19 protein-coding genes are annotated in these 17,361 nt (G+C 39.3%); 2 read left to right on the top strand and 17 right to left on the bottom strand.

Features of this window, described 5'->3' with window-relative positions:
• Positions 1-8 precede the first annotated feature (8 nt).
• From AC6UDA_RS05655 to AC6UDA_RS05575, 17 genes are all read right to left on the bottom strand, one after another.
• The gene (locus tag AC6UDA_RS05655; RefSeq protein ID WP_500694359.1) at positions 9-1,022 is read right to left on the bottom strand and encodes a rod shape-determining protein; all 1,014 of its coding nucleotides are present in this window, start codon (positions 1,020-1,022) and stop codon (positions 9-11) included.
• 106 nt (positions 1,023-1,128) lie between these two features.
• On the bottom strand, positions 1,129-2,421 hold the full coding sequence (gene murA, locus AC6UDA_RS05650; protein WP_500709436.1) for a UDP-N-acetylglucosamine 1-carboxyvinyltransferase: 1,293 nt from the start codon (positions 2,419-2,421) through the stop codon (positions 1,129-1,131).
• A 21-nt stretch (positions 2,422-2,442) separates the two neighbouring features.
• Positions 2,443-2,673 (bottom strand): DUF1146 family protein, encoded by a 231-nt coding sequence (locus tag AC6UDA_RS05645; RefSeq protein ID WP_500694357.1) that lies wholly within the window; start codon positions 2,671-2,673, stop codon positions 2,443-2,445.
• A gap of 125 nt (positions 2,674-2,798) precedes the next feature.
• Positions 2,799-3,227, bottom strand: a complete 429-nt coding sequence (locus AC6UDA_RS05640; protein ID WP_500694356.1) for a F0F1 ATP synthase subunit epsilon — start codon at positions 3,225-3,227, stop codon at positions 2,799-2,801.
• 13 nt (positions 3,228-3,240) lie between these two features.
• Positions 3,241-4,665: a F0F1 ATP synthase subunit beta gene (gene atpD / locus AC6UDA_RS05635; protein ID WP_500694355.1), complete on the bottom strand. Its 1,425-nt coding sequence runs from the start codon at positions 4,663-4,665 to the stop codon at positions 3,241-3,243.
• A 23-nt stretch (positions 4,666-4,688) separates the two neighbouring features.
• Entirely contained in the window at positions 4,689-5,615 is a 927-nt protein-coding gene (locus tag AC6UDA_RS05630; protein ID WP_500711255.1) for a F0F1 ATP synthase subunit gamma, read from the bottom strand.
• Positions 5,616-5,637: 22 nt separating this feature from the next.
• Positions 5,638-7,173 (bottom strand): F0F1 ATP synthase subunit alpha, encoded by a 1,536-nt coding sequence (gene atpA / locus AC6UDA_RS05625; RefSeq protein WP_500694353.1) that lies wholly within the window; start codon positions 7,171-7,173, stop codon positions 5,638-5,640.
• Between the two features lie 36 nt (positions 7,174-7,209).
• Positions 7,210-7,752: an ATP synthase F1 subunit delta gene (gene atpH / locus AC6UDA_RS05620; protein ID WP_500694352.1), complete on the bottom strand. Its 543-nt coding sequence runs from the start codon at positions 7,750-7,752 to the stop codon at positions 7,210-7,212.
• Positions 7,739-8,257 carry a F0F1 ATP synthase subunit B gene (atpF, locus tag AC6UDA_RS05615; RefSeq protein WP_500694351.1) on the bottom strand — a complete coding sequence of 173 codons (519 nt, stop codon included), beginning with the start codon at positions 8,255-8,257 and terminating at the stop codon, positions 7,739-7,741. Before atpF ends, atpH begins: the two co-directional genes overlap by 14 nt.
• Positions 8,258-8,298: 41 nt before the next feature.
• A complete protein-coding gene (atpE, locus tag AC6UDA_RS05610; protein WP_010021947.1) occupies positions 8,299-8,511 on the bottom strand; it encodes a F0F1 ATP synthase subunit C in 213 nt (70 codons plus the stop codon).
• Positions 8,512-8,531: 20 nt separating this feature from the next.
• Positions 8,532-9,242 carry a F0F1 ATP synthase subunit A gene (gene atpB / locus AC6UDA_RS05605; RefSeq protein ID WP_500694350.1) on the bottom strand — a complete coding sequence of 237 codons (711 nt, stop codon included), beginning with the start codon at positions 9,240-9,242 and terminating at the stop codon, positions 8,532-8,534.
• Positions 9,243-9,540: 298 nt separating this feature from the next.
• Positions 9,541-10,173 (bottom strand): uracil phosphoribosyltransferase, encoded by a 633-nt coding sequence (gene upp, locus AC6UDA_RS05600; protein WP_500694349.1) that lies wholly within the window; start codon positions 10,171-10,173, stop codon positions 9,541-9,543.
• A gap of 71 nt (positions 10,174-10,244) precedes the next feature.
• On the bottom strand, positions 10,245-11,489 hold the full coding sequence (gene glyA, locus AC6UDA_RS05595) for a serine hydroxymethyltransferase (protein WP_500711253.1): 1,245 nt from the start codon (positions 11,487-11,489) through the stop codon (positions 10,245-10,247).
• Between the two features lie 36 nt (positions 11,490-11,525).
• A complete protein-coding gene (locus AC6UDA_RS05590) occupies positions 11,526-12,539 on the bottom strand; it encodes an L-threonylcarbamoyladenylate synthase (RefSeq protein WP_500711251.1) in 1,014 nt (337 codons plus the stop codon).
• Between the two features lie 15 nt (positions 12,540-12,554).
• Complete coding sequence (gene prmC, locus AC6UDA_RS05585) at positions 12,555-13,406, bottom strand: peptide chain release factor N(5)-glutamine methyltransferase (RefSeq protein WP_500711249.1); 852 nt, start codon at positions 13,404-13,406, stop codon at positions 12,555-12,557.
• Positions 13,390-14,478: a peptide chain release factor 1 gene (gene prfA, locus AC6UDA_RS05580; RefSeq protein WP_500694425.1), complete on the bottom strand. Its 1,089-nt coding sequence runs from the start codon at positions 14,476-14,478 to the stop codon at positions 13,390-13,392. Before prfA ends, prmC begins: the two co-directional genes overlap by 17 nt.
• A 20-nt stretch (positions 14,479-14,498) precedes the next feature.
• On the bottom strand, positions 14,499-15,071 hold the full coding sequence (locus AC6UDA_RS05575; protein ID WP_500701383.1) for a thymidine kinase: 573 nt from the start codon (positions 15,069-15,071) through the stop codon (positions 14,499-14,501).
• A gap of 230 nt (positions 15,072-15,301) precedes the next feature.
• On the opposite strand from AC6UDA_RS05575, the gene AC6UDA_RS05570 reads away from it, so the two are divergent.
• Both AC6UDA_RS05570 and AC6UDA_RS05565 read left to right on the top strand, forming a co-directional pair.
• Positions 15,302-16,654, top strand: a complete 1,353-nt coding sequence (locus AC6UDA_RS05570) for a MurT ligase domain-containing protein (RefSeq protein ID WP_500706831.1) — start codon at positions 15,302-15,304, stop codon at positions 16,652-16,654.
• On the top strand, positions 16,654-17,358 hold the full coding sequence (locus AC6UDA_RS05565; RefSeq protein ID WP_500709431.1) for a type 1 glutamine amidotransferase: 705 nt from the start codon (positions 16,654-16,656) through the stop codon (positions 17,356-17,358). Before AC6UDA_RS05570 ends, AC6UDA_RS05565 begins: the two co-directional genes overlap by 1 nt.
• Positions 17,359-17,361: the final 3 nt, after the last annotated feature.

The following is a 17,361-nucleotide window of genomic DNA, read 5'->3' as shown; positions in this document are numbered from 1 at the left end:
TCTCTCAATTATTTTCTACTGAAAAATCCACGACTCTTTTTATTGCTACTCATGTGCTCAAGCATTTCACCAGCACCCTTTGCAACGTTATCTAAAGGATCTTCAGAAATATAAACCGGAACCGTTAACGCATTTGAAATTACAGTATCAATGTCTTTAAGAAGTGCACCACCACCGGTTAACATTACTCCTCGATCAATAATATCAGCTGAAATTTCTGGTGGAATTGTCTCTAAGACTGCCTTTGCACCTGACACAATGGAGTTAATTGAACCACTAATAGCTCTCGCAACTTCCTGACTAGTAATGGTTACCGATTTAGGCATCCCACTAACTGAGTCACGACCTCTAACCTCCATCTCTTTAACATCTTGGGTGGAAACGTCTGCCGTTCCAATCTGCATTTTAATTCGTTCAGCGGTGTGTTCACCGATAATAAGGTTATGTTCTTGTTTCAAGAAGTTAACGATATCAACGTTCATCACATCTCCAGCAATTTTAAGTGATTTACTGGCTACGATATCACCGAGTGAAAGAACCGCAATGTCTGAGGTTCCACCACCCATATCGATTACCATGCTACCATGAGGCTGGTAGATATCCATACCAGCACCTACGGCAGCTACTTTAGGCTCTTCTTCAATGAAAACTTCGCCACCAGCTGCGCGTTCCGCTGCTTGGATAATTGCTTTTCGTTCAATGTTAGTGATGTTTGTAGGAGCACAGATCATCGTCTGTGGTTTAGAAACAACGCCTTTAACGCTTAATTTACTGATAAAATACGAAAGCATTTCTTGAGTAATGTCAAAATCAGAAATAACTCCGTCTTTTAAAGGTCTAATGGCTTTAATGTTTCCAGGAGTTCTACCTACCATTTGGTAAGCTTCAGAACCGACCGCCAATACCTTATTTGTTTTAGTATCAACGGCAACTACAGATGGTTCATTAAGAACAATACCCTTCCCCGTAACGTATATAAGAACGTTAGCAGTTCCTAAGTCAATCCCAATATCTTGTGCCATAAAAATACTTCCTTCCGTAACATCGTTTAACTAAATTATAGCATATCCAGAATAGCAAAAGAGAATTATCACATACGAAATTATCTAAATTTTTCTAACGATCAAGTTAGTCATTAGCAATTGCGTCGCTTTCTTTAATTGGGATTCGTTCAACTTCTGCGCCAAGTTTTTGCAGTTTCTTGTGAAATTCGTAGTAGCCACGATCAAGATACTTCAGATTAGTAACTTCCGTATAACCATCAGCAACTAGACCAGCTAAAATCAATGCAGCTGCAGCTCTAAGATCAGTCGCAGCAACTTTAGCACCCTCAAAATGGGTTGGTCCATACATGGTGACCGTTTCGCCATTAATGTCGAACTTAGCACCCATTCTGCGTAATTCTTCCATGTGCATAAACCGATTTTCAAAAACAGTTTCCGTTAGCTTGCTGACACCATCGGCCCTTAACTGCAATACTGTCATTTGAGGCTGCATGTCAGTAGGAAAGCCTGGATATGGGGCAGTCTTAACGTTAACTGGTTTTAATTTTGCGGGTCCAATGACACGAACACCATCGCGTTCTTGTTCAACTTTAACCCCCATCTGTTTCATTTTGGAAATTAATGGTAAGTTATGTTCGGTAATCCCGTTTTCAATTAAAAGATTTCCTTCAGTAAGCGCTGCGGCAACCATAAAAGTCCCAGCTTCAATTCGATCTTGAACCACTTCATGACTAGCACCATGAACACTTGGTACTCCGGTAATTGTAATCGTATCAGTGCCTGCTCCAGAAACTTTTGCTCCCATTTTGTTCAATACTTTTTGTAAGTCAACAATCTCAGGTTCACGGGCAACGTTTTGAATCTTGGTAGTTCCCTTTGCAAGGGTAGCGGCCATCATTACATTTTGAGTAGCACCAACACTTGGAAAATCGAAATAAATATCGGTTCCAGTAAGTCCGTTAGGAGCAGATGCTTCTACGTAACCATCATGTTGTTCAATGTGAGCACCTAAGGCTTCAAAGCCACGCAAATGTAAGTCAATGGGACGACTTCCAATTGCACATCCTCCTGGTAAAGCAACTTTTGCTTGACCTAAGCGAGCTAAAAGTGGACCCATCACAACAATTGAGGCTCTCATTTTTGAAACATATTCGTACGGAGCTTCTGGTGAAATTTGCCCAGAAGCATCCACTGTAATTTTATTTTTACTTTTATCAAAATCAACTCGAATGCCCAAATGTTTTAAAACTTCATTCATAGTAAACACATCGGACAACATGGGACAGTTGGTTAAAACAGTCTCGCCATCACTTGCAAGAATAGTAGCAGCTAGAATCGGTAAAACGGCATTTTTTGCACCCTCAATGTGAACTCGACCATTAAGTTTGTTTCCGCCATGCACAACAATTTTTTCCATGGTACTCTCTCCTATTACGTATTATTTAAATAGTACTGTTAAATTTTTTAAGTTATCAATGAATGACATAAAGAACGAACTGCATATAAAACCAATTACGATCGAAAGGAGGACAATCAAGACCTTCCCCTGTCGTTCTTGAATTGGTAAAAACCGTTCAAAGTGAATTCCTTGTATAGACCAAAAAGCTAATGCAATAAAGAATAGCTGGCTAATTATTGTTATTAAAGATTCAACTCCAAATGGATTCATTACGCGATACTCCTAATATTCATTCTTACTATATACTATCATAAAATCATTCAATTGTCGTAAATCGGAGGTCCATGTAAAAAATTGTAACAAAAAAGAGGAACTAAAAAGTTCCTCTTTTTTAATTAATGTTGTGCAACATTAATTCTATTAACAGCTCTTTGTAAAGCAACTTGTGCACGTTTCAATGCATCCGTATCGTTCTTAGATTGAGCATCTTTAATCTTCTGTTCTGCACGCTCTCGGGCATGAGTAGCTCTCGATACATCAATGTCACCTTTACGTTCAGCACTATCAGCAACGATGGTTAAAGTATTATTGGAAAATTCGGCAAATCCACCATTGACCGCAACGGTATCCATGTCATTTCCGTTAAACTTAAACCTCGTTTCACCAATTTTTAAAGAAGCAATCACTGGAACATGGTTAGCTAAAATTCCAAGGTCACCCATCATGGTTTCAATGATAGCCATGGTGACTTGATCATTGGAATAAACCTCGCCATCAGGAGTAACGATACTAACGGTTAATACTGACGATTTATTATCAGCCAATTAGATCAGCCTCCTATTTGCTTTGACTTGCTTTTTGTTCTTTCAGTTTGTTGTAGTTTGCAACGACATCATCAATTCCACCACAGTTTCTGAAACAGTCTTCAGGAATATCATCGTACTTACCTTCAAGAATTCCCTTGAAGCCGGCGATAGTATCCTTAACGGATACGTACTTACCTGGAAGACCCGTAAACTGTTCGGCAACGGTGAAACTTTGTGATAAGAAAAATTGAATACGACGAGCACGACCAACAATCGTCTTTTCTTCGTCGGATAATTCATCCATTCCTAGAATTGAAATGATATCTTGTAATTCACGATATCGCTGAAGAACGTGTTGAACTTGACTTGCAACGTCAAAGTGTTCTTGTCCAACGATTTCTGGAGAAAGGGCAGATGATGTTGATGCCAATGGATCAACGGCAGGATAAATACCTTGTTGCGTTAATGAACGCTCAAGGTTAGTGGTAGCATCCAAATGGGCAAACGTTGTTGCAGGAGCAGGGTCGGTATAATCATCGGCTGGAACGTAAACAGCTTGAATTGAAGTGATCGCACCCTTTTTAGTTGATGTGATTCGTTCTTGAAGTTGTCCCATTTCAGTAGCCAGAGTAGGCTGATAACCTACGGCTGATGGGATACGTCCTAACAGAGCTGAAACTTCCGTACCAGCTTGGGTAAATCTAAAGATGTTATCAATGAATAAAAGAACATCATCACCTTCAGCATCTCTAAAGTACTCAGCAAGTGTAAGACCCGTCAATGCCACACGCATACGAGCACCAGGTGGCTCATTCATCTGACCATACACCATGGCAGTATGCTTTAACACACCCGATCCTTTCATTTCAAAGTACATATCATTACCTTCACGGGTTCTTTCACCAACACCAGTGAAAACGGAAATACCGTTATGACCCTGAGCAATGTTATGAATTAATTCTTGAATCAAAACGGTCTTACCAACACCGGCACCACCGAATAATCCAACTTTACCTCCACGAATATATGGAGCTAATAAATCAATAACTTTAATTCCAGTTTCAAGAACTTCAGTCGATGGGTTTAACTCATCGTACTTAGGTGGTTGTCTGTGAATGGCCCATCTCGTTTGATCAGGACCAAATTCTGGTCCACCATCAATTGGCTGACCTAAAACATTAAATACTCGACCTAGAGTATCATTACCTACTGGCACTTCAATTGGAGCACCAGTATTTTCAACATCCATCCCACGACGTAAACCATCGGTTCCGTCCATAGCGATGGTACGTACCACTCCGTCACCTAACTCAAGAGCAACTTCAACAACTAATTGCTTGTTGTCACCCTTTTTAACGTTCAAAGCAGTATTAATTTCTGGTAAATCACCGTCTAGGGGAAATTTAACATCAACAACTGGCCCGATAACTTGTTGTACTTTACCAGTAGTATTCATTATGCTTTAATTCCTCCCATCTATTAATGGTTCAATGCTTCTTGACCACCAGTAATTTCTGTAATTTCAGTAGTGATAGCTGCCTGTCGTGCCCGGTTATATTTGAGTTCAAGTGATGAAATCAAATCATCGGCATTATCAGTGGCTGATTTCATTGCGGTTGAACTGGAAGCATGTTCAGCTGTCTTGGCATCCAAGATCGCTCCATACATTAAACTTTCAGCATATTGAGGAATTACAACACCAAGCACAGCCTTAGCGGATGGCTCAATATCATAATCTTCAATCAAGTTTTTAACTTTGACATCAGATCCAGCTTGACCACTATTCTTATCATCCATAGATGATTGAATTGACTCCTTATCCATGGGAAGAAGCTTTTCAGCCCTAAAATCAGAGGAAATTCGGTTAACGAAGTGATTATAACAAATGTACAAATCAGTATAAATTCCATCATTATACATGGAGGTGATGGCCTTAACGATCCCTTGAACTTCGGTATAAGTAGGAACATCTGAAACGGTACGATTTTCGTATGCAACGTTTGCTCCACGCTTCTTATAGAAGTCTGCACCATTACCACCAATTGCTAAAATCATATAATCATCAGTATTTGGAGTGTGCTTTTCAATAAACTCATTGGCACCTCTGATTACATTACTATTGTAGCTTCCCACCATTCCACGATCAGATGAAATTACAATATAGGCGGTCTTTTTCTTAGCATTTTTTGAATCTTGACTTGAAGGTTTATTATCCTCTAACAAATCGGACTGAGCCAGATGAGCGATTACAGACTTAACCTTAGATACATACTGATTATAGTTCTCTGTATGTGCCTGAATTCTGTTCAACTTAACCGTTGAAACCATCTGCATCGCCTCGGTAATCTGACGTGTACTCTTGGTCGATGCGATTCTGTGCTTTACATCATTCATCGATTCAGCCATTAGTTGTTATCCTCCCTTCAAGTTAATTACTATTAACTATACTGTCACCCTTAGCTGAAGGCTTAAAGGTGCTTGCAAACTCTTGGATTGCACTGTTTAGCTTCTTTTCATCTGGAAGATCACCAGTTTTCTTGATGCTTTCAAGTAGGTCAGGATAATTTGTATCAAAGAATTTGAAGATCTCATCCTGGAATCTTAAAACATCATCAACGGCAATTTTATCTAGGTAGCCATGAGTTAAGCAATACAAGATCAAAACTTGTTTTTCAACTGGTAGTGGCGAATGAAGTGGTTGCTTTAAGACTTCCACCGTTCTAGATCCACGATCCAGCTTAGCTTTAGTAGCTTCATCAAGATCAGAACCGAATTGAGCAAACGATTCAAGTTCATGATATGAAGCAAGATCCAAACGTAATGTACCAGCAACCTTTTTCATTGCCTTAATTTGGGCATCTCCACCAACACGAGAAACTGAAGTACCAGCATCAACGGCTGGACGGTCTCCAGAATAGAACATGTCAGAGTTTAAGAAGATCTGACCATCAGTAATTGAAATTACGTTGGTTGGAATATAAGCGGAGACATCCCCTGCTTGCGTCTCAACAATTGGAAGAGCGGTCATCGAACCGCCACCCATCTTGTCACTCAACTTAGCAGCACGTTCAAGTAAACGTGAGTGGGTGTAGAAAATATCACCAGGATAAGCTTCACGACCAGGTGGACGTCTCAAAATTAAGGAAAGTTCACGATAAGCATTAGCTTGTTTCGTTAAGTCATCGAAAACAATCAAAACATCTTTACCCTTATCCATGAAGTACTCACCCATGGTTGCACCAGCATATGGTGCAATGTAAAGCAAGGGAGCAGGTTCAGATGGACCAGCTGACATGACGATTGTGTAATCCATCGCACCGTACTTTTGGAGGGTGTTTACTTGTTGTCTAACAGTTGAATCTTTTTGTCCAATTGAAACGTAGATACAAATCATATCTTGATCTTTTTGGTTCAAGATTGTATCAATCGCAATTGAAGTTTTACCAGTCTTTCGATCACCAATGATCAACTCACGTTGACCTCTACCAATTGGAACCAAGGCATCAATTGACTTGATCCCAGTTTGTAGTGGTTGTTTAACACTTTGACGTTGCATGATTCCAGGTGCTTTTTTCTCAATTGGAGCAGTTTGATCGGTCTTGATCTCACCTTTACCATCAATTGGTTGGCCTAATGAGTTCACAACTCGTCCAACCATATTGTCTCCAACAGGAACTTCCATGATTCTTCCGGTTCTTTTAACACTGTCACCTTCACGAATACCTGTAAAGTCACCTAAAACAACGATACCAACTTCGTTGCTTTCGAGGTTTTGCACCATTCCATAAACACCATTTTGGAACTCCAGTAATTCACCGGATAAAGCATTATCTAGACCATATGCACGAGCAACACCGTCACCAACATAGGTAACGACACCAGTCTCGTCGACGTTAAGTTCGTCTTTGTAGCCATCTAATTGTTTTTTAATTAGGGCACTAATTTCTTCAGCCTTAATGCTCATAAAAGTTTCACCTCTTCAATATAGATATCTTATCGACTAAGAGAGCAAATTCCGTACTTCTTTAATTTTAGTACGAACACTTCCGTCGTAAACAACGTTATCTGACGACAAAATCGCACCGCCAATAATACTACTGTCTACTTTCGCAGATAAGTCAACTGTTTTAGCACCAACCCTTTTGGCAAATGTCTTGGTTAACTTGTCTTTCTCTTCGTCATTCATTGGAACTGCTGTAACTACGCTAGCACGCACGATTCCTTGCTTCTTATCATATAATTTGCCAAATTCATCAATAATCGCGACCATATCATTAATACGCCCATAGTCATAGACCATCTTTACAAAATTCTTGACGTACTGAGAAGTTGCGCCATCAATCAAAGAATTAATGATCGAATCTTTTTGCTTAAGATCAAGTACTGGCCCTGCTAATGCGATAGATAAACCAGGGTCACTTTGAAAAATGTCTTTAATCGCCATTAAATCAGCGTTCCCAGTTTCTAACTCATCATGTTCTTCTAGTACTTGAAAGAGCGCATTAGAATATCTTTTGGCAAGCGTAACCTTATCTAGACTCATTTGGATTACCTAGCCCTTCAATATAAGAATCGATTAATGCTTTTTGATCATCAGCATTTAAGTTCTTTTTAATGATTTTGGAAGCAATCTCAATAGATAAATCTGCCACATCATCTTTAGTACTTGCTAAAGCGTCTTCACGTTCTTGTTCGATATCTTTATGAGCTTTATCCTTTAAGGTTTTAGCATCATCTTGAGCATCGGAAATAATTGTGTCGCGACGTTTTTGACCAGCTTGTTCAGCATCACTAACGATTTTAGTTGCTTCGTCATGCGAGTTTTGTAATGCATCGGCACGTTCTTTGGCTAACTTAGCAGCATCGTTACGTGATTGTTCAGCAGAATCAATATCGTTGGCAATTTTAGTTGCACGATCTTGCATCATCTTTGTGACGGGTTTCCATGCGAAAATCTTAACAATCCACATCAAGAGTAAGAACAAGATGGCATAAAACAGCATATCACCAACATTGAATCCAGCCGCAATAACTAAATGTGTATACATCTATTGACACCTCCTTTTTCTAAACTAAGAAAATGTTTTCTCTATTTGTTCATAACCAAGAAGGCAACAACAAAGGCCAAGATGGGCATAACTTCAACTAAGGCAACACCAATGAACATATTAGTTCTAAGTGTTCCTGATAATTCTGGTTGGCGTGCCATACCTTCAAGCATCTTGGAAATAATTAAACCGTCACCAATTCCGGCACCAATAGCGGCACCACACATTGCGATTCCAGCAGCAATAGCTCCCATAATATAATCCTCCTATTTTCTTATTCCTCAATTGATAATTTTTGAGAAACATATACAGATGATAATGTTACAAATACATAGGCTTGAATACAGCCAATAAACACTGAGAATCCTTGCCATGCTAACTCAAGTGGGGCAGCGACTGGAATCAGCCACAATCCATTTGAAAATGCTAAATTAGCAATTATCCCGGCCAACAATTCACCAGCAAAGATATTCCCATAAACACGAATTCCAAGTGTTAAGAAGTTCGTAAGCTCCTCAAGTAGGTTGATTGGTAGGAACAAGAAGACAGGTTGTAAGAATCCCTTAAAGTGTCCCTTATAACCTAGTTTCTCAACACCACAATACATAGCAAATGTCAGAGACATTAATGAGAACGTCAAAGCGACGATTGGATCGGCCGTAGGACTCTTGACATAGACAATATTACCTACCTGAATATGCAAGAACAAACCAAGTAAGTTAGCTATTAAGATGAAATAGAATAGCGTAAATGCCCATAGTCCATAATTCTTAGGCGCATCATTACCAATCGTTGACTTTATAATTCCATTTGTAAAATCAATCATGTACTCCAATAAATTCTGTTTCCCCTTTGGTTTCAACTGCAGGTTTCTCGAGCAGACGAATATAAAAGCGAACAAAACAACAGCCACAATCACACCAGAAATCATATTGCTGACGTTGAAAGTAAGACCTAAAAATTGAAAAGTACGAGTTGGCTCCACAGATATCACCTCTTTTCGCAACTATTATCACTCGCAATAAAAAACGTGCCATAAAAAGTAGTTGAATAATTGCGATTCTATATTCAAACAAGTCAAAAGCTCACTTATTCAAATCTGATGAAATAATACCACCATTTCAGGCAAATTTCAAAGCTATAAAGCACCAAAAATTCTAATTTTATAGTCTTTATAACAATTACTTCACAATCGAAATTGGCAAAACTTAAACCCGGCCTTTACGTAAAGCAATCTAACAAAAAAGTGGGAGTTCATTAACTCTCACTTAAAATTATTATTTTTATTTTGTTCCAAACAAACGGTCACCAGCATCTCCCAACCCAGGAACGATGTAACCATGATCAAGATGATCGTCAAGTGCAGCGGCATAAATGTCAACTTCTGGTTCAGCCTTTTGAACCGCTTTAACCCCCTCAGGAGCGGCAACTAGACAAACAAACTTAATGTTTTTGGGATTAGCGCCGTGCTTCTTTAATGCATCGAGCGCCATGATTGCAGATCCACCCGTAGCAAGCATTGGATCAACAACGAAGATCTGCCTCTCACCAATATCACTTGGCAACTTTAAAAAGTATTCGTGAGGCTGAAAGGTTTTTTCATCACGATACATCCCGATATGACCAACTTTGGCTGTCGGAATTAGATCAAGTACCCCATCAACCATTCCAATTCCAGCCCTCAGAATCGGAACAACAGCAACTTTTTTACCAGCTAATTTCTTAGCGTGCGCAGTTCCTTCAGGTGTCTCAACTTCGACGTCTTTAAGTGGCATATCACGAGCAACTTCAAAAACCATCAAACTAGCAATTTCATTAACGACTTCTCTAAACTCACGTGTCCCACAATTCTTATCTCTAATAATGCTTAATTTATGTTGGATCAACGGATGATCCATTACGTGAAACTCGCCCATAACGCACTCTCCTCTTCGTATTATATTTATGCCTATTATAACACAAGGAATACCAAAAAATTTCTAGCTCCTTATCGTGTAATTAGGTTTTCTTTACACAATTTGGATACGTCACTCTTGATTTGAGCCAAAACATCGGGTTGATCGTAATTGTCAATGGCTTTAATAATTAAATCAGCAACTTTCTTTGAATCATTCTCATCAAACCCTCTTGAAGTGATCGCGGGAGTCCCAATTCGTAGTCCACTAGTTAAAGTTGGTTTCAACTTTTCATTTGGAATTGCTTCCTTGTTAGTGGTAATCATTAATGAATCCAACATATCTTGAACTTGTTTACCATTTAAACCGGTATCAGTCAGATCAACGGTCATTAAATGATTATCAGTTCCACCAGAAACTACTCGTAAATGTTCGGAATTATTGAACTCGTCAGCCATGGCATTCGCATTTTTAAGAATTTGCTTGGAATAAGTAACAAAATCGGGTTGTAAATCTTCATGAAAGGCAACCGCCTTAGCAGCAATTACTTGTTCTAAAGGACCACCTTGGGTTCCAGGAAAAACAGCTGATTTAATCTTTTTGGCGTACTTATCTTGGCTTAAAATCATTCCACCACGAGGACCACGCAAGGTTTTATGTGTTGTAGTTGTCACTACATCGGCAATTCCTACTGGACTAGGATGTAATCCGGTTGCAACCAGACCAGCAATGTGAGCCATATCTACCATTAAGTAGGCTCCCACACTATCAGCAATCTCTCTAAATTTCTGCCAATCAATAATTCGACTATAGGCAGATGCACCAGCTACGATAATTTGCGGTTTTACTTCCTCTGCAATTGTTTGAATATGATCGTAATCAAGTTGTTCAGTCTCTGGATTAACTCCATAAGTAAACGACTGATAAATCTTACCAGAAAAGTTGACCTTAGCACCATGTGACAAGTGTCCACCGGCATTTAGGTCCATTCCAAGGATCTTATCTCCCGGATTTAAGAAAGCGGCATATGCAGCCTGATTAGCTTGAGAGCCGGAATGAGGTTGCACGTTTACATACTCAGCACCAAATAACTTTTTTGCTCGTTCAATGGCCAGCGTCTCCACTTTATCAACATACTCACAGCCACCGTAATAACGATGACTAGGATAGCCTTCCGCATATTTATTGGTTAAAACGGAGCCCTGGGCGGCTCGGACACCCTTTGAGGCAATGTTCTCGGATGCAATCAACTCAATTGTGTCCTCTTGACGCTTTTTTTCACCGTAAATGGCGTCCCAAAGTTCAGGATCCATCTTTTCATACTCTTTGTCTGACATGATATCTACCTCATTTCACTATTTGAATTAAGTATACTATTCAAAGTGCTTTTGTCCTGCGGATTTGTTTAAGCGGTTCATGTAAGCCTCCCCTAATTCAGTTGGGGTAAATCCTTGTGCCAAGATATTATCAACGCCATCTTCTAAATCAAATTGACGAAGTCCGGCAAATAGTAAATGACTGGCAGTATTAATATCACTTCCAAGACTGTAAATTTCTGCATTGCTTGGCCAGTCAACTGCATCAATTACATCGTCAGTTGCCATAACTCCCACAGTCCCATCTTGTTTTTTAATCCAATCAGCCGCTCGCTTCCAGTCATCTTTATGGTCAACAATTTGAACCTGAGCATCTGGGGCATAATGACGATACTTCATTCCAGGAGCCTTTGGAACCTGATCCGCACTAACATGGTGAACGGCATCGTCAACTGGGCCTACGACCTTTTCAATCTGGTCAACGGTAACTGCACCAGGACGCAAGATTGCTGGCTTCCCCGTTGACATATCAATAACTGTCGATTCAACCCCAAAGTCAGTAGCACCGTCGTCTAAAATCCCCGCAATTTTACCATTTAAATCATGATAAACGTGCTTTGCAAGGGTAGGACTGGGTTTGCCAGACGTATTTGCTGATGGACCTACTAATGGAACACCAGCGGCCTTAATCAAATTTAGAGTTGACTGTTTATCAGGATTTCGAAAAGCAGCGGTATCAAGTCCACCAGTAACTTCTTTAGCAAGTGCACCCCTTTTTAACTTTAAGATGATTGTCAATGGACCTGGCCAAAACGTTTTCATTAATCTTTTTACTTCTTCGTCTAACGGTTGAGCATACTTCTCAACCGTCTCAACATCAGCAACGTGAACGATTAATGGGTTATCACTTGGACGTCCCTTAGCTTTATAAACCTTTTTAACCGCTGAGACATTAGTAGCATCGGCCCCTAGTCCGTAAACTGTTTCGGTGGGAAAAGAAACGAGGTTCCCCTTCTTAAGTTCTTCTGCGGCCGCATCAATCTGATCCGGCGTAAATATCTTTGTATCCATTTTAAAAATTCTCCTTTATTTCATTTTAATCATTCGATCACGCATTGCCATGTCCTTTTTAAGACGAACCGACCGCCTTTTATTATCATTCATCAAAATCTTTTGAACCGGATCTCCCTGTCTAAAGCCAATTTCTAAATAAAGAGAGCCATCCCTCTCTAAATGAGCATCAACATCACGCGAAATTATCTGATAGATTGAAAGTCCATTATTATCAGCAAACAAAGCCTGACGTGGTTCATATTTTAAGACACTTTCATCCATATACTTAATCTCATTTTGACCCACATATGGTGGATTAGAGACAATCAGGTCAAATTTTTGTTCACTAAAAGCGCCAAATAGGTCACTCTGAACAAAATTAATTTCGGTGTGATTTGACGTTGCATTTTTTTGAGCAATTTTTAATGCATTAAGTGAAATATCAGAACCAGTTACTTTCCAACTTGGGCGTTGCTTTTTTAATGAAACCGCAATGGCACCACTACCAGTTCCAACATCCAATACGTTAATAGGATGATCATCGTAATCATTTAAGATCCATTCCACTAATTCTTCCGTTTCAGGCCTTGGAATCAAAACACTAGGATTAACTTGAAACGTGTATCCATAAAAATTAGCAGTTCCAATTACATATTGCAGTGGCTCATGATTTAGAACCCGTTCTATCATTTCAATAAACTTAGCTTCCTGATCATCAGACAAATTAAACCGATAATTCATCAGCAAATCCGTCAAATTCCATCCCATCAAAGACCTCATCACCTGGCGTCCTTGATCAGGATCCAAATTTTCTTGCTCCAGACGCAAAGAAGCCCATTTAAGGGCTTCAAAAACAGTTGCATTATTTCTAAGCTTCTGAGTCATTCAATTTCTCCAACTTTTTAGCTTGATCAGAAACAATTAATGCATCAATGATGTCATCTAAGTCACCATCCATGATTTTATCTAACTTGTTCAAGGTCAATCCAATTCGATGGTCAGTAACTCGATTTTGGGGATAGTTATAAGTCCGAATTCGTTCAGAACGGTCACCCGTTCCAATGGCATCTTTCCGTTTCTCATCGTACTCATTCTGTTCTTTTTGTTTGTAGTAGTCATAAACACGAGCTTTCAAAACTCGCATTGCCTTAGCACGGTTCTGTTGTTGAGAACGTTCATCTTGCATTGCAACCACAATCCCAGTTGGAAGGTGGGTCATTCGGACGGCTGATGAAGTTTTGTTAATATGTTGACCACCAGCACCAGAGGAGCGATAGACATCCGTTCGAATATCGCCTGGATCAATGTCAATGTCCACATCTTCTTCCTCAGGCATTACACCAACGGTAGCTGTGGAAGTGTGAACTCGTCCAGCCGATTCTGTCGAAGGAATTCGTTGTACTCGGTGAGCACCATTTTCGTACTTTAACTTGGAATAGACTTTATCACCAGTGATCATTAAAACAATCTCTTTAAAACCACCAACTTCAGTATCAGTTTCATCGATCACTTCAATCTTCCATCCCTGACGTTCAGCATACTTGGTGTACATGTTATACAAGTCCGCTGCAAACAAACTGGCCTCATCTCCACCAGCTGCTCCACGAATTTCCATGATAATATTTTTCTCGTCATTAGGATCCTTTGGAATCAACAACAACTTCATTTGATCTTCAAGTTGTGTTTTCTGATCCTTTAAATCACTAATCTCGGATTTGACCATGTCTTCCATTTCGCTATCAAGTTTTTCTCTTAACATGGTCTCATCATCATCTAATTGTTTACTAATCTTTTTATACTTATTGTAAGTTTCAACCGTTTCTCTGAGACTGCCCTCTTCTTTTGAGAGTTTCATGAATTTTTGGGTGTCAGCAATCACTTCTGGATCACTGATTAGTTCGTTTAATTCATCATATCTGTCAGAAACGGATTGTAATTTATCAAAAATTTTATCCATATCGGCTTCAGCCATTCTTATTACTCCTTATTCTTTTGTGCTTCAATCGGAGGATTGAAATAATGATAACGACAAACAGGATAATATGACTCGTTACCACCCATAAAGATCTGCTCGCCCTCGTAAACGGGCTTTCCATCATGGACTCTTAAGTTCATAATTGCTTTCTTTTCACAAAACCAACAAATCGTTTTCATTTCTTCAATCTTATCCGCATACAATAGTAAATACTTCGATCCCTCAAACAATTTATTTTGAAAATCATTTTTAAGTCCAAATGCCATGACCGGAATATGTAATTGATCAACCACTTCGGTTAATTCGAAGATGTGATGCTTATTTAAAAACTGGGCTTCATCAACTAACACACAACTAATGGGTTCATCGCGTTTTTCAATTTCATCTTTTACCATTTTAAATGCGTTTGAATCGGAATTAATTGAAAGGGCTTTACGAGTCAACCCAATCCGAGAAGCGATGGTTCCCTTCTTTTCCCTGGTATCAAGGCCACTTGTCATCAAAATAACTGATTTACCCTGTTCCTCATAGTTATGAGCGACTTTGATAATTTCGATTGATTTTCCGCTATTCATGGCTCCGTAACGAAAGAATAGTTGTGCCAAGTTATCACCTTTTCTCTATTTTCACTAACTTTTTCATTATATCGAATTTACCACTTTTTCGCATCCAAATTCAAAATTTGTTCTACCATTTGAATAATTGCTTTTTCTTAAATTAGTTACTATTCTTACTTATAAGCGTAGTTTTATGATAGAATTATTTTAATTGTGCAAAACTAATCATTTCTAAGGGAGAACTCATTATGTCATTTCAGAGTAGAATTGCCACCATGGCTGGTAAGTCATCTTACTGGTTCCTGCATAATTTTTTGCACCGTGGTAGCTCATTACCAGGAAAAATAACCACTGCAATTGATCCCAATATTTTAAAGACGCTGGGTAAAAATTACGATGTGATTATTGTGTCAGGAACGAACGGTAAAACTTTGACTACCGCACTGATCGTTCAAGTCTTAAAGGAAGAATATGATCAAATTCTGACTAATCCAACTGGATCTAACATGACTCAGGGAATTGTCTCAACCTTTTTACAAGCAAAGCATCCCAAATATGGTGAAAATCCAATTGCAGTCTTAGAAGTTGACGAAGCCAACGTAAAACCGATTGTTCAGGCTATCAAACCAAAGATGTTTGTTTTGACCAATATTTTCCGTGACCAACTGGATCGTTATGGTGAGATTTACACTACCTACCAAAAAATCTTAAATGGGATCTTACTAGCTCCAAATGCCCTAGTGGTTGCAAACGGTGATTCCGCCATTTTTAACTCTAAAAAAATGCCAAATCAACAAGTGTTCTATGGCTTTCAAGATCAACCAGCTGATAAAGATATCAAGGCAGCTCCCAACACGGATGGGGTCCTTTGTCCCGTTTGTTCGCACATTATGCACTACCATTACATCACTTACGGAAATTTAGGTGACTACTTCTGTCCTAACTGTGGTTTCCATCGTCCAGAACTAGATTACAAAGTCACTAAAGTGGTGGACGAAACCCCCACTAGTTCAACCTTTGACATTGATGGAAACCAGTATTCAATTGATGTTGGTGGAACATACAATATTTACAATGCTCTCGCAGCTTATGCGGCGGGTCGACAAATGGGAGTTCGTCCTGATCAAATTAAACACGCTTTTGAAACCAACAAGCGACTCTTTGGAAGACAAGAAGAAATCAAAGTTGGTGACAAGGAAGTAACCATTGTGTTAGTTAAAAATCCAGTGGGACTTAACCAAGTCATTGATATGATTTCTCATGAAAAAGAACCATTTTCATTTGTCTTTCTTGAAAATGCTAACTATGCTGACGGAATTGACACGAGTTGGATCTGGGATGGCGACTTTGAACGTCTGCCAAAGATGAACATTAAAAAATTCATTTCCGGTGGTGAACGATACAAAGACATTACCTTCCGCCTTAAGGTTGCCGGGGTTCATGACGACAATCACATCATTGAACCAAACATTGAAAAAGTCTTGGAACAAATTAAGCAGCTGCCCACTAAAAAGGTTTACGTTCTGGCCACTTACACGGCTATGCTTCAATTCAGACATTTACTAGCACAAAAAGGATTCATTAAAGGAGGAATGGACTAATGACAAAAACCATTCGAGTGGCTCACTTATATGGTGACTTAATGAATACTTACGGTGATATCGGTAACATTTTGTCGTTACGATATTACGCTAAACAGATTGGCGTTGAGGTCACCTCTGACGTTGTTAGTTTAGAAGAAGGGTTCAACGCTGACGATTATGATTTCATGGTTTTCGGTGGTGGACAAGACTTTGAACAAACCATTGTTTCAAAAGACATTCAAACCAAAAAGGACGAAATTAAACGTTTCATTGAACAAGGCAAGCCTGTTATTGCAATTTGTGGTGGCTTCCAGTTACTTGGAAACTACTACGTTGCAGCTAATGGCGAAAAGCTTCCTGGCATTGGTGCCCTTGATCACTACACGGATGCAATGAAGGACAATCGTTTCATTGGAAACATTGAAATTCAAAACGAACAAACCAAGGAAAAATACCATGGCTTTGAAAACCACGCTGGAGTGACCTACTTAGGACCAAGTGAACGAGCACTGGGAAAAGTCATTAAGGGACATGGCAACAACGGCAAGGATGGTACAGAAGGTGCCATTTACAAAAACACCGTCTGTACCTACTTTCATGGCCCTATTTTAGCCCGAAACGGTAACTTGGCTAAGCGTATGATGTTTAATGCCCTTGAAAAGAAGTATCCCGATACTGATTTTTCGGGTGATACGAAAAAAGTAAAAGTTGAATCATTCTAAAAT

The sequence above is a fragment of the Fructilactobacillus sp. X8R4C1 genome (genome assembly GCF_059900905.1).
This window is presented reverse-complemented; position numbering and strand designations above follow the sequence as displayed.